This is a genomic window from Microbacterium terricola, from assembly GCF_027943945.1.
Classification (GTDB): Bacteria; Actinomycetota; Actinomycetes; order Actinomycetales; family Microbacteriaceae; genus Microbacterium; species Microbacterium terricola.
Map to the genome: position 1 here is coordinate 483,291 of NZ_AP027141.1, position 12,413 is coordinate 495,703.

Here is a 12,413-nt window from a genome sequence, read left to right on the forward strand (position 1 = left end):
GTTCGGATGTCGACAGCCACTTCCACCCTCGGCGCCGTGCGCCAGACGTATGCGCGGACCGACAGCTTCCCGCACATGACCAAGGCGTACACCGAGGTGTCGCAGGTGGTGAAGGAGTCCGGGCTGCTGAACCGCGCGCGGATGTTCTACGTCTTCGTCGGCATCGCGCTGGCACTCGCGTTCGGCGGCGCGGTCACCGGGTTCATCCTGCTGGGCGACACCTGGTACCAGCTGCTGATGGCCGGCGCTCTCGGACTGATCCTCACGCAGGCGGCGTTCCTCGCCCATGAGGCGGCCCACAAGCAGATCCTCTCCACCGGGCCCGCGAACGAGCGGCTGGGTCGCATCCTCGCCGCCGGCGTGGTGGGCATCAGCCTGTCGTGGTGGAACGCGAAGCACTCCCGACACCACGCGAACCCGAACGCGGTCGGCAAGGACCCCGACATCGAGGTCGACACGATCCGCTTCCTCGAAGAGGACGCCGCGAAGGTGAAGGGGCCGATGCGGCTGATCACCGAGCGTCAGGGCTGGCTGTTCTTCCCCCTGCTCACCCTCGAGGGCCTCAACCTGCACGCACTCGGTCTCAAGCACCTGTTCTCGCGCGGCAAGGTCAAGGGCCGCTGGCTCGAGCTCGGACTCATCGCCCTCCACTTCACCGTGCTGTTCGGCGCGGTGTTCTGGCTGCTGCCCCTGGGCATGGCCTTCGCATTCATCGGCGTGCAGATGGCCGTCTTCGGCGTCTACATGGGTGCATCGTTCGCCCCAAACCACAAGGGCATGCCGATCATCGCGCACGACGCCAAGCTCGACTTCTTCACCAAGCAGGTGCGCACCTCGCGCAACATCTCCGGCGGCTGGTGGGCCACGTGGCTCATGGGCGGGCTCAACTACCAGGTCGAGCACCACCTGTTCCCGAACATGCCGCGACCGCACCTGGCCAAGGCCCGCGAGATCGTGCGCGAGCACTGCCGCACCCTGAACGTTCCTTACACCGAGACCACGCTCGTGCAGTCGTACGGCATCGTGATCAGGTACCTGAACCGCGTCGGCCTGGCCGCGCGCGACCCGTTCGACTGCCCCGCCGCGGGTCAGCTGCGCCGGGTCTGAGTCCTCAGGCGTCCGCCTGCCAGGCGAGCGATTCGCTGTAGCGCAGCAGGACGCCTTCACGCAGCGCCCACGGGCTCACCTCGAGCTCCTCGACCTCCAGCGTCTCCATCGCGGTGTGCAGCACGACGGCCGCGGCGACGATCTGGAAGGTCCGGTCGGCGGTGATCCCCGGCAGCTCCTGCCGCGCTGAGGCGGGCAGGCGGGCGAGCCGCGGAATCCACGAGCCGAGCGCCGCGCGCGGCAGCAGCATCCGGTCCGATCCGGACCAGCCGGGGGCGTTGTAGCCGACGAGCTTCGCGAGCGAGCGGATCGCCTTGCTGGAGCCGGCCACATGGTCGGGCCGGGCCAGCGCGCCGAACGACGCGGCGACCGGGGCCAGCACTTCGCGCGCGTGCTCACGGAGTCGCCCCACGGCTTCCTCGCCGGGCGGGTCGTCCGGCAGGTACTCGATCGTCGAGCGGCCCGCGCCGAGCGGGACGGATGCTGCGGCCTCCGGCAGCTCGTCGGCACCGGCCGCGATCTCGAGCGACCCTCCGCCGATGTCGAACAACAGGATCTGGCCGGCCGACCAGCCGAACCAGCGGCGCACCGCGAGGAACGTGAACCGTGCCTCGGTCTCGCCGCCGAGCACCTGCAGGCTCTGCCCGAGGGCCGCTTCGATGCGCGCGATCACCTCGGCGCCGTTCTTCGCCTCGCGCACTGCGCTGGTCGCGGTCGCCAGAAGCTCGTCGACGTTCTCCTTGGCGACGACCTCGCGGGCCGTCGTCACGGCCTGCTCGAGCGCCTGCACGCCCTCCTCGCTGATCGAGCCGTCCGGCTCGAGGTAGCGCATCAGGCGCAGAACGCTGCGCTGGCTGGACTGCGCGAGCGGGCGACCTCCCGGCCTCATGTCGGCGACAAGCAGGTGGACGGTGTTCGACCCGATGTCGAGGACTCCCAGGCGCACGGGTCGAGGCTATCGTGCCGGCGACCGCATCCGTCAGGGAAAGACGTGCGGGACGAGCGCGACTGCCCAGATACGATGGGCGGGATGTCCGCAGATGAGACCCCGCTCGATGCCGAGCTGTATCGCCGGATCGACCGTGACGACTGGGCGCGGCTGGCTGCGGGGTCTGCCCAGCCGCTGACCGAGACCGAGATTGTGCAGCTGCGCGGACTCGGCGACCGGCTCGACATCGCCGAGGTGCGCGATGTGTACCTGCCGCTGAGCCAGCTCCTCAGCCGCTACGCCACCGCGACCAAGCGACTCGGTGCCGAGACGGCCGAGTTCCTCGGGGAGCCGGACACGACCACGCCCTTCGTGATCGCGGTGGCCGGGTCGGTGGCGGTCGGCAAGTCGACGATCGCCCGCCTGCTGCGCGAGCTCGTGTCGCGCTGGCCCGGCACGCCCCGGGTGGAGCTGGTGACCACCGACGGGTTCCTCTACCCGAACGCCGAGCTCGAGCGCCGGGGGCTCATGGAGCGCAAGGGCTTCCCGGAGTCGTACGACCGGCGGGCGCTCGTACAGTTCCTCTCCGACGTGAAGAGCGGGGCCCCCGAGGTGCGCGCTCCCTACTACTCGCACATGCGGTACGACATCGTGCCCGACGCGCAGATCACGGTCCGGCGGCCGGATGTCGTGATCGTCGAGGGCCTCAACGTGCTGCACCCGCCGCCGGTGCCGCACGACGTGGCCGTCAGCGACCTGATCGACTTCTCCATCTACGTCGACGCCGACCCGGAGCACATCGCCCAGTGGTTCGTGGACCGGTTCCTGGCGCTGCGCCAGGGGGCGTTCACGAACCCGAACTCGTTCTTCCGGGTGTTCGCCGACATCACCGACGAGGAGGCCGTGCAGATGGCCCTCGGCTTCTGGAACGACATCAACCTGCCGAACCTCATCGAGAACGTGCAGCCCACCAAGCACCGCGCGACGCTCGTGCTGCGCAAGGCCGCCGACCACGCCGTCGACAGGGTGCTGCTGCGCAAGCTCTGAGGTGGCTGGCGTCTCGGCCCCGGCCCGATTACGGACGGGACACGCCGTGGCGGCTCCGACCGAAGCGGCGCGTCGCGACCGTAAACGGTGAGGGGCAGCATCCGCTCCCACGTTTGTTCGGGCATCTCTCAAACCCCCGCGCCTACCATTGACGGCATGTGTGGAATCGTCGGATACGTAGGCCCTCGCGACAGCCAGGCCATTCTTCTCGCCGGACTCGCACGTCTGGAGTACCGCGGGTACGACTCGGCGGGCGTCGCGGTGATCGATGGTGACGGCGACCTCGGCATGCGGAAGCGGGCCGGAAAGCTCAGCGTCCTGCGCGACGACCTCGTCGCCCATCCGCTGCGCGACGGCACCACCGGCATCGGCCACACGCGCTGGGCCACCCACGGCGGCCCGACCGACGTCAACGCCCACCCGCACCTGGCCGACGACGACAAGCTCGCCGTCATCCACAACGGCATCATCGAGAACTTCGCGGACATCAAGGCCGAGCTCGTGGCTGAGGGCTACACCTTCCGCAGCGAGACCGACACCGAGGTCGCCGCCGTGCTGCTCGGCCGCGAGTACCGCACGCACGACGCCGACCTGGTCGCCGCGTTCCGTGCCGTCGCCGACCGCCTCGAGGGGGCCTTCACCCTCCTGGCGATGCACGAGGAGCACCCCGGCCTCGTCGTCGGCGCCCGCCGCAACTCGCCGCTCGTGATCGGGCTCGGCGAGGGCGAGAACTTCCTCGGGTCGGACGTCGCCGCATTCGTCGAGCACACCCGCAGCGCCCTCGCGATCGGGCAGGACCAGATCGTCGCCATCACGCCGTCGGGCGTCTCGGTCACCGACTTCGAGGGCAACGCCGTCGAGGTCGAGCCGTTCGAAGTGCTGTGGGATGCCGCTGCCGCCGACAAGGGCGGCTGGCCCTCGTTCATGGCCAAGGAGGTCTCGGAAGAGCCAGAGGCTGTCGCCAACACGCTGCGCGGCCGCATCCACGACGGCGTCATCCGGATCCCCGAGCTGGACGGGCTCGACGAGCTGTTCCTCGGCATCGACCGGGTCATCGTCATCGCCTGCGGCACCGCGGCGTACGCCGGCATGGTCGGCAAGTACGCGCTCGAGCAGTGGACGCGGCTGCCCGTCGACGTCGAGCTGGCGCACGAGTTCCGCTACCGCGACCCGGTGATCGGCGCGTCGACGCTGGTTGTCTCGATCTCGCAGTCCGGCGAGACGATGGACACGCTCATGGCCGTCAAGTACGCCCGCGAGCAGGGTGCGAAGACGGTGTCGATCTGCAACACGCAGGGCGCCACCATCCCGCGCGAGTCGGATGCGATCGTCTACACGCACGCCGGCCCCGAGGTCGCGGTCGCGTCGACCAAGGCGTTCGTCGCGCAGATCACGGCGCTGTACCTGCTCGCGCTGCACGTCGGGCGCGTCCGCGGCACGGTGTCGGCGGCGACCGCGGAGGAGCTCGCGCGTGAGCTCGAGTCGGTGCCGGCGAAGATCTCGCGCATCCTCGAGACCGAGCAGTCGCGCATCGAGCAGTTCGCGCACTGGATGGCCGACACCCGCTCCGTGCTGTTCCTCGGCCGCCACGTCGGCTACCCGATCGCGCTCGAGGGTGCGCTCAAGCTCAAGGAGCTCGCCTACATCCACGCGGAGGGCTTCGCGGCGGGCGAGCTGAAGCACGGCCCCATCGCGCTGATCGAGCCAGGTCAGCCCGTGTTCGTGATCGTGCCCTCGCCCCGCGAGTCGGCGCTCCTGCACGCGAAGGTCGTGTCGAACATCCAGGAGATCCGCGCACGCGGTGCGCGCGTGATCGTGGTCGCGGAGGAGGGGGATGCCGCCGTGCTGCCCTTCGCCGATGAGGTGCTGCGGATCCCGCTCGCCGGTCCGATGTTCGAGCCGCTGCTCGCGGTGGTGCCGCTGCACATCTTCGCGATGGGCCTGTCGACCGCGAAGGGGCTCGACGTCGACCAGCCGCGCAACCTCGCGAAGTCGGTCACGGTCGAGTAGGGGTTCGGCGGGTCGGGCGCGAGCCGGGGCCTTGACTGTATAAGTTTTCACTTATACAGTGGCCGGGTGCACGCGCTCGAGGTGGTGGCGGATGCGGTGAGGCGCCGCATCCTGGAAGTGCTCGCTCACGGCGAGCGGCCGGCCGGCGAGCTCGCCGCCGTCATCGGCGAGGAGTTCGGCATCTCGCAGCCCGCCGTGTCGCAGCACCTGCGCGTGCTGCGGGACGAGGGCTTCGCGACCGTGCGCGCGGACGGTCCCCGGCGCATCTACGCGCTCGACTCCTCTGGGCTGGATGCGGCCGACGCCGCGCTGGCGCGACTGCGCGCACCGTTCCGTCAGCGGCTCGACGCGCTGCACACCGAGATCGCGCGCGGCCGGCGTGCGGCACCGCATCCCTCATCCGACGCAGTGGAGGCATCATGAGCATCGACAGCCCCGTCATCGAGAAGCGCGACGGCCGCTACCGGCTGGTGTACGAGGAGGTCTACACCACCGACATCGACGACCTGTGGGCCGCGGTGACGCAGCCGGAGCGGCTCGCGCGGTGGATGGCCGACTACTCCGGCGACCTGCGCCTCGGCGGCCAGTGGGAGGTGGCGAGCGACGACGACGGCCCGTGGGGCCGCGGCACCGTGACCGCCTGCGACCCGCCGCACGAGTTCACCACGACCTGGCAGGCCACCGGCGAGGAGCCGACCGAGCTCGTCGTGCGCCTCGAGCCGGTCGAGGGCGGGACGCGGCTGGTGCTCGAGCACGCCGGCGTGCAGTCGATCTTCTACGGCGCAGGCTGGCAGACCTACCTGGAGCGGCTGGCCGGGTATGTGGTGGATCCGGCCGCCGACCTCGGCGGCGAGGATGCGTGGCAGCGCCGGTTCGCCGAGCTGAAGCCCGAGTACCAGGAGCGGTTCGGCGCGCTGTAGCCGAGTGTCTTCGGCGCCGCGGGTTCAGTATTCAGGCTGTGCGGGGTAGCGAGGGCTGTTCACACGCTCAGCCGCCCATTCAGCCTGAGTTATGGACGGCGTCCCGGACCTGACGTGACCGCGCCCGGTAGTCTGTCGGATGCTGCGCCCGCAGCAGGCAGGGAGCCCCCGTGATCGTCGGAATCGGCGTCGACCTCGTCGACATCGCCCGCTTCGAGCGCACCCTCGAGCGCACGCCGCGACTGGTGGAGCGCCTCTTCGCGCCGGCCGAGCGGGTCCTTCCGGCGCGCTCGCTGGCCGCGCGCTACGCCGCCAAGGAGGCGCTCATCAAGGCGCTCGGCGGATCCGACGGCCTGCACTGGACCGAGATCGAGATCACGTCGGAGCCGTCCGGCCGGCCCTGGTTCACCCTGGCCGGGTCGACCGCCGAGGCCGTCGCCGCCAAGGGCATCGCCACGGTGCACCTCTCGATGTCGCACGACGGCGGTTTCGCGACCGCGTACGTCGTCGCCGACTCCGAGGCCCTGGTCGTGCCCCCCGCGGAGGCCGACGCGTGAGCGGCTTCCACGGCGCGCTGCGCGAGGCCACCATCGACGTCGGCGCCATCGCCGACAACGTGCGACACCTGCGCCGGCTGACCGGCACCGAGGTGCTCGCCGTCGTCAAGGCCGACGGATACGGGCACGGCGCGGGCCGCGCTGCCGCGGCCGCCCTCGAGGGCGGGGCGAGCCGCCTGGGCGTCGCCGACATCGGGGAGGCCCTCGCGCTCCGCCGCGCCGGCATCGACGCCCCGATCCTCGCCTGGCTGCACGCGCCGGGCACCGACTTCACCGAGGCCGCGGGCCACGGCATCGAGCTCGGGATCTCGAACTTCGACCAGCTGCTGGCCGCGGGGGCCGCAGCATCCATGGATCGCCCGGTCGGCGTGCACCTCAAGCTCGAGACCGGACTCGGCCGCAACGGCATCGCCCCCGGCGACTGGCGGGTCGTGCTCGCCGAGGCGGCGCGGCTCGAGCGCATCGGCAAGGTGCGGGTGATCGGGCTGTTCAGCCACCTCTCCAACGCCTCGGCCGACGAGGACCGTGCGGCGCTCGCACGGTTCCAGGAGGGACTCGGCGTCGCCGCCGCGCTCGGCCTGGCCCCGCAGCTGCGCCACATCGCCGCGACCCACGCCGCCATCGCGCTGCCCGAGTCGCGGCTGGACTGCGTGCGGCTCGGCATCGGCATCTACGGGCTGTCGCCGTTCGACGACCGCACCTCGGCCGACCTCGGACTGCGACCGGCGATGACGCTCCGCGCCCCCGTCGCCGCGGTGCGCCGGGTGCCCGCGGGGCAGGGCGTCTCGTACGGCTACGACCACCGCACCTCGGCCGACACCACCCTCGCGCTCGTGCCGCTCGGCTACGCCGACGGGGTGCCGCGGCAGGCGTCGGGGCGGGGACCGGTGTCGATCGGCGGCCGGCGGTTCACCGTCGCCGGGCGCATCGCGATGGACCAGTTCGTCGTGGATGTCGGCGACGCCGAAGTGCGGGTCGGCGACGAGGTGACGCTGTTCGGCGACCCCACGCTTGGCGTGCCCTCCGCGGCGGAGTGGGGCGACGCCGCGGGCACCATCAACTACGAGATCGTGACCCGGATCGGGCCACGGGTGCCGCGCCGGCAGGTGTCGTCGTGAGCGGGCTCGACCCGCTCGCCGGAGAGCGGGTCATCGAGACGCCCGAGGCCATGGAAGACCTCGGCCGTCGGATCGGCGGGATGCTGCGCGCCGGCGACATGGTCGTGCTCACCGGCCCGCTGGGCGCGGGCAAGACCACCCTCACCCGCGGCATCGGCGAGGGTCTCGGGGTGCGCGGGCCCGTGCAGAGCCCGACGTTCGTGATCGCGCGGACGCATCCGTCGCTCGTGGGCGGTGCGCCGCTCGTGCACGTGGACGCCTACCGCCTGGGCTCGGCTGCCGAGCTCGACGACCTCGACGTCGACCTGGACGGCTCGGTCGTCGTCGTCGAGTGGGGCCGCGGCATGGTCGACGGGCTGCGCGAGCAGTGGTGGGAGGTCGAGCTCGACCGGCAGTGGCACGGCCGCGGCATCGACACGGCCTGCGGCACGGACGAGCGCGCGGCCGAGGAGCTCGACGCCGACACTCCCCGCACTGTGACGATCACGCGCCGCCCGTAGGGCCCACGCAGCGGGGTGCTGCCCTGCCCGCGCTGGCCCTCACCCCGGCGTCGACCCCACCGCTTCGTGCCGAACCCACCGCCTACGCACGGCGCGTATCAGGTGGGCTCGGCAGCACGGGGTGGGCTCGACGCAGCGCGGGAAGGCCGGGCGCCGCCGGGCGGCCCTGTTCAGCGCGGAGTCAGGGCGGGCAGGGCAGACTCGGAGCATGCGTGTGCTGCTCGTGGACGACGAAGTGCGCCTTGCCGAGGGCGTGCGGCGCGGTCTCGAGGCCGAGGGGATGACCGTCGATGTCGCCCACAACGGCGTCGACGGCCTATGGCGCGCGCGCGAGCAGGATTACGACGCCATCGTGCTCGACGTCATGATGCCCGGCATGAGCGGCTACCGGGTGTGCGCGACGCTACGCGCCGAGGGGATCTGGACGCCCGTTCTGTTCCTCACCGCGAAGGACGGCGAGTGGGACGAGGTCGAGGGCCTCGACACGGGTGGCGACGACTGGCTCACGAAGCCGTTCTCGTACCCCGTGCTCGTCGCCCGCCTCCGTGCCCTGGTGCGGCGCGGGGCTCGCGAACGCCCGGCTGTGCTCTCGGCCGGCGACCTGCGCCTCGACCCCGCCGCCCGCACGGTGTGGCGCGGGGAGACCGAGATCGACCTGACGGCGCGCGAGATCGCCGTGCTCGAGTTCCTCCTGCGGCGCCGAGGCGAGGTCGTGACGAAGCTCGAGGTGCTCGACAACGTGTGGGCGGATGACTTCGAGGGCGACCCCAACATCGTCGAGGTGTACATCGGACGTCTGCGCCGCAAGATCGACCGGCCGTTCGGGCACGACGCCATCGCGACCGTGCGTGGCGCCGGGTATCGACTGGCGGCTGATGGTGTCTGACGTGCGGTCGGGCCCGGGCCCGGGCGCGCGCGAGCGCGGGTCGACGACGAGGCGAAGGGGCGGTGCCTCGATCCGCGTCCGCATCACGATCTGGGCGACCCTCGTGGTCGCGGCCGTGCTCGGCATCGGAGCCGTCGTCGTGGTCGGCCTGCTGGCGCGCAGCCTCGAGTCGGGTGTCGCGACCCGCATGGAGTCCGAGCTGACGAGCATCGCGGAGGGGCTGGAGCAGGGCCTCGTCGCGTCGGCGTGGATCGCGGAGCGCGACGACGACGTGCTCATCGCGTGGCGATCCGGCACGACGACTGTCGTGAATGACGAGAACGCCCTCGCGCTGCCGACGCCTCCCGGCGAGGAGCCGGTGCGGACGGAGATCGACGGGCAGTCGATGCTCGTCGTCGCCGAGCAGGTCGACGATGGGATGCTGCTGCTCGGGGCCTCGCTCGCCGGGGCCGAGGCGGCGGTGGCGACAGCGACGACGCTGCTCGCGGTGAGCGTTCCGCTCGGGGTCGTGCTGATCGGGCTCGTCGTGTGGGCGGTCGCGACGCGGGCGCTCGCGCCGGTGGAGCGGATCCGCCGACAGGTCGAGGAGATCGACGCGGAAGGCCTCGACCGCAGGGTGCCCGCCGATGGCTCGGGCGATGAGATCGACCGGCTCGCCGGCACGATGAACCGGATGCTCGACCGCGTCGAGCAGGGCTATCGGGCGCGCCAGCGCTTCGTCGGCGACGCCTCGCACGAGCTGCGCTCGCCGTTGGCGACCATGCGCCAGTACGCCGAGCTCACGCGCGCGCACCCCGAGGCGGCGCAGCCGGGCGAGCTGGCCGAGGTCGTCGTGGAGGAGGGTGCGCGGATGCAGCAGATCCTGGAGAGCCTGCTGCTGCTCGCCCGGCTCGACGAGAACGCCGTGCGGGGCTCCGGCTCGGTCGACCTCGATGATCTCGCCCTCGAGCACGCGGCACGGGCGCGCGCCTCGAGCGCTGTCCATGTCGACGCCCGCGCGATAGAGCCGGCTCGCGTCGACGGAGATCGGCGGCTCCTGGCCCGGGCCGTGACCAACCTCGTCGACAACGCGCTGCGGCACGCGCGCGAGCGGGTCGCGATCGGCGTGCGGGTCGTCGATGGACGCGCCCTGCTCTGGGTCGACGACGACGGCTCGGGCGTGCCGCACGCCGAGCGGGAGCGGGTGTTCGAGCGGTTCGTGCGTCTCGACGAGGCGCGGTCGCGGGATGCCGGCGGCGCCGGGCTCGGGCTGGCGCTCGTGCGCGAGATCGCGCTCGCCCACGGCGGGACCGTGCGGATCGACGACGCCCCGGCCGGCGGCGCGCGCTTCGTGATCGAGCTGCCCGCGGAGGAGGGCTGAACGACCGTTCAGGTCGGTTCAGTTCCGGTTCAGCGGTCGCAAGGGAAGGTGAAGTCATGAACAGCGACGAGAACCCCACGACCCCCCGCCCCGACGAGTCGGACGCCGTGACGCCCGCCGCGGATCAGGACGCCTTCCAGACGGCCCCGATGCCCGCGTCGCAGCCGACGGCGGACGCTCCCGCAGCCGCACCGGTCGCTACTGAGCCGGCGCGGCGCGGGGGCACCATGCGCCCGCTCCTCATCGGCGCGGCAGCCGGGATCGGCGTGCTGCTGATCGGCGGCATCGGCATCGGCGCTGTGTCCGCCCTGTCGAGCGGCCAGTTCCAGAACGTGCCCGCCACCGCCGTCACGAACGTCGAGACCCCGGCGCCGTCGCCGACCGCGGCGCCAGACGACGCGGACGCGGACGCGGACTCTGGCTCGGGCTCTGGCGCCGCGACCGACGCCGCTGCCACCGCCGAGCAGTTCACGGCCGCCATCGACCGCGCGGTCGCTGCCGCCGAGGGTACGGGCGCATCATCGGTCGAGGTCGAGTCGAACGGCTGGTCGGTCGATGTCGTGCTGTCCGACGGGTCGGAGATCGATGTGCGCGTCGGCTCCGACGGCACCGAGACCGTGCGCGCCGACCACCGCGACAGCGACGCCGACCCGGCCATCGATACGGCGCGCATCGGCGACATCGTGGTGGCCGCCGTCACGGCCGCCGGAGGCGGCACGGTCACCGCGATCGAGACCGAGGGCGACGGTTCGCACGCCTACGACGTGACCGTCCGCCTGGACGACGGTGCCGAAGCCGACGTCGCGCTGGCCGACGACCTCTCGGTGGTCGATGTCGACATCGACAACGACTGACCCGGAGCGATCGGAGGGGGAGGATGCCGCGGCATTCTCCCCCTTCCTCGCGCTTCAGATATTGCCGACCCCACCGCTTCGTGCCGACCCCACCGCTTGCAGACAGTCGACGGAGGGTGGGCTCGGCAGCACAGGGTGGGCTCAGCGGAGAACGGCGGGCGCGGGGGCGACCGGCGCGGCCGCGCGGGCGGCGAGCATCGCGGCGAGCACGGCGTCGGGGCGCTCCACCTGGGCGAAGTGGCCCGCGTCGGCGAGGCGGATCTCGCGGAAGTCGGCGATCGCGGCACGGAACGCGGCGGTGTCGCGCCGACCGGCGAACACGTCGCGGCGGCCGCGCACCGCGCGCACGGGGCACGTGATCGCGGACCAGATCCGCTCGTTGTATTCGGCGGCGAGGCGCGCCGCGCGCGCGAACGCCGCTAGACGCACCTCGTCGCCGAACGCCGCCACCACCGAGGGATGCGGGCGACCCGCGAACAGCGGAGCGGTCAGCACCCGCAGCGCGCCGACCCGACCCAGCAGCCGCACGAAGCCGGTGCCTGCGCGGCCGAGGGCGGACAGCATCCGCATGACGAGCAGCATCCCCGCGAACCCGGGGGTCGCGAGCCCGCCGCGCAGCGGGCGCCGGATCGCGTCCAGCACACCCGCGCCGCTGGCCGAGACCGCGGTGACGCCGAGGGTCTCGTCCGGGTGCCGGGCGGCGATGTCGAGGGCGACGAACCCGCCCAGCGAGTGCCCGACGAGCCGCCAGGCGTCGTAGCCGAGCGCGCGGACCGCCTCGGCGACCGCGTCGGAGAGCTGTGCGACGCTCTGTACGCGGTCGAGCGCGCCGCTCTCGCCCCAGCCGGGCAGGTCGATCGCGACGACGTCGGCGAGCGGTTCTCCCGCCAGATCGGATGCGGTCACCAGCGGTGTCCAGGTGGTCCACGTTCCGGCAGCCCCGTGCAGGAGCACCGTGGCAGGCCCGCCGCGCTCGCGCCCGACGCGCGCGACGACGGTGCCGGCCGTACTGGTGACGGCGACGCGTCGCAGCCCGAGGGCCGCGGCGTCCGTGCGCAGCCGCAGAGCAGAGCGGGAGGGCTTCACCCCGGTTCTTCGTCGCGGGGCCCGGATCGGATTCCGCGCG

Annotated in this window: 13 protein-coding genes; 11 read left to right on the forward strand and 2 right to left on the reverse strand. The window is 72.3% G+C overall.

Annotated elements, in window-relative coordinates; translation table 11 throughout:
• The first annotated feature begins 6 nt into the window (after positions 1-6).
• Positions 7-1,107, forward strand: coding sequence for a fatty acid desaturase family protein (locus Microterr_RS02275; RefSeq protein ID WP_263796363.1), 1,101 nt, complete (start codon positions 7-9; stop codon positions 1,105-1,107).
• A 4-nt stretch (positions 1,108-1,111) separates the two neighbouring features.
• On the opposite strand, the gene Microterr_RS02280 is transcribed toward Microterr_RS02275, so the two are convergent.
• Positions 1,112-2,053 carry a Ppx/GppA phosphatase family protein gene (locus Microterr_RS02280; RefSeq protein WP_263796362.1) on the reverse strand — a complete coding sequence of 314 codons (942 nt, stop codon included), beginning with the start codon at positions 2,051-2,053 and terminating at the stop codon, positions 1,112-1,114.
• A gap of 84 nt (positions 2,054-2,137) precedes the next feature.
• Between Microterr_RS02280 and coaA the strand changes: the two genes are divergently transcribed.
• From coaA to Microterr_RS02330, 10 genes are all read left to right on the forward strand, one after another.
• The gene (gene coaA, locus Microterr_RS02285; RefSeq protein WP_263796361.1) at positions 2,138-3,082 is read left to right on the forward strand and encodes a type I pantothenate kinase; all 945 of its coding nucleotides are present in this window, start codon (positions 2,138-2,140) and stop codon (positions 3,080-3,082) included.
• A 156-nt stretch (positions 3,083-3,238) separates the two neighbouring features.
• Positions 3,239-5,092 (forward strand): glutamine--fructose-6-phosphate transaminase (isomerizing), encoded by a 1,854-nt coding sequence (gene glmS / locus Microterr_RS02290; RefSeq protein ID WP_263796360.1) that lies wholly within the window; start codon positions 3,239-3,241, stop codon positions 5,090-5,092.
• A gap of 66 nt (positions 5,093-5,158) precedes the next feature.
• On the forward strand, positions 5,159-5,515 hold the full coding sequence (locus Microterr_RS02295) for an ArsR/SmtB family transcription factor (RefSeq protein WP_263796359.1): 357 nt from the start codon (positions 5,159-5,161) through the stop codon (positions 5,513-5,515).
• Positions 5,512-6,012 carry an SRPBCC family protein gene (locus tag Microterr_RS02300; RefSeq protein WP_263796358.1) on the forward strand — a complete coding sequence of 167 codons (501 nt, stop codon included), beginning with the start codon at positions 5,512-5,514 and terminating at the stop codon, positions 6,010-6,012. The genes Microterr_RS02295 and Microterr_RS02300 overlap by 4 nt, the downstream gene beginning before the upstream one ends.
• A 170-nt stretch (positions 6,013-6,182) precedes the next feature.
• The gene (locus Microterr_RS02305; protein WP_263796357.1) at positions 6,183-6,569 is read left to right on the forward strand and encodes a holo-ACP synthase; all 387 of its coding nucleotides are present in this window, start codon (positions 6,183-6,185) and stop codon (positions 6,567-6,569) included.
• Entirely contained in the window at positions 6,566-7,687 is a 1,122-nt protein-coding gene (gene alr / locus Microterr_RS02310) for an alanine racemase (protein ID WP_263796356.1), read from the forward strand. The genes Microterr_RS02305 and alr overlap by 4 nt, the downstream gene beginning before the upstream one ends.
• Positions 7,688-7,737: 50 nt before the next feature.
• Entirely contained in the window at positions 7,738-8,187 is a 450-nt protein-coding gene (gene tsaE, locus Microterr_RS02315) for a tRNA (adenosine(37)-N6)-threonylcarbamoyltransferase complex ATPase subunit type 1 TsaE (protein ID WP_404810205.1), read from the forward strand.
• Between the two features lie 208 nt (positions 8,188-8,395).
• A complete protein-coding gene (locus Microterr_RS02320; protein WP_263796354.1) occupies positions 8,396-9,073 on the forward strand; it encodes a response regulator transcription factor in 678 nt (225 codons plus the stop codon).
• Positions 9,063-10,433 carry a sensor histidine kinase gene (locus Microterr_RS02325; protein WP_263796353.1) on the forward strand — a complete coding sequence of 457 codons (1,371 nt, stop codon included), beginning with the start codon at positions 9,063-9,065 and terminating at the stop codon, positions 10,431-10,433. Before Microterr_RS02320 ends, Microterr_RS02325 begins: the two co-directional genes overlap by 11 nt.
• 56 nt (positions 10,434-10,489) lie before the next feature.
• Positions 10,490-11,287, forward strand: a complete 798-nt coding sequence (locus tag Microterr_RS02330; protein WP_263796352.1) for a hypothetical protein — start codon at positions 10,490-10,492, stop codon at positions 11,285-11,287.
• A gap of 141 nt (positions 11,288-11,428) precedes the next feature.
• Here Microterr_RS02330 and Microterr_RS02335 read toward each other — a convergent pair whose 3' ends face one another.
• Positions 11,429-12,373: an alpha/beta fold hydrolase gene (locus tag Microterr_RS02335; protein WP_263796351.1), complete on the reverse strand. Its 945-nt coding sequence runs from the start codon at positions 12,371-12,373 to the stop codon at positions 11,429-11,431.
• Positions 12,374-12,413 lie beyond the last annotated feature (40 nt).

What these genes read in the sequence shown, in the direction of transcription:
- Microterr_RS02275 (WP_263796363.1), top strand. Translation starts at nt 7, where the DNA reads ATGTCGACAGCCACTTCCACCCTCGGCGCCGTGCGCCAGACGTATGCG.
- coaA (WP_263796361.1), top strand. Translation starts at nt 2,138, where the DNA reads ATGTCCGCAGATGAGACCCCGCTCGATGCCGAGCTGTATCGCCGGATC.
- glmS (WP_263796360.1), top strand. Translation starts at nt 3,239, where the DNA reads ATGTGTGGAATCGTCGGATACGTAGGCCCTCGCGACAGCCAGGCCATT.
- Microterr_RS02300 (WP_263796358.1), top strand. Translation starts at nt 5,512, where the DNA reads ATGAGCATCGACAGCCCCGTCATCGAGAAGCGCGACGGCCGCTACCGG.
- tsaE (WP_404810205.1), top strand. Translation starts at nt 7,738, where the DNA reads ATGGAAGACCTCGGCCGTCGGATCGGCGGGATGCTGCGCGCCGGCGAC.
- Microterr_RS02320 (WP_263796354.1), top strand. Translation starts at nt 8,396, where the DNA reads ATGCGTGTGCTGCTCGTGGACGACGAAGTGCGCCTTGCCGAGGGCGTG.
- Microterr_RS02325 (WP_263796353.1), top strand. Translation starts at nt 9,063, where the DNA reads ATGGTGTCTGACGTGCGGTCGGGCCCGGGCCCGGGCGCGCGCGAGCGC.
- Microterr_RS02330 (WP_263796352.1), top strand. Translation starts at nt 10,490, where the DNA reads ATGAACAGCGACGAGAACCCCACGACCCCCCGCCCCGACGAGTCGGAC.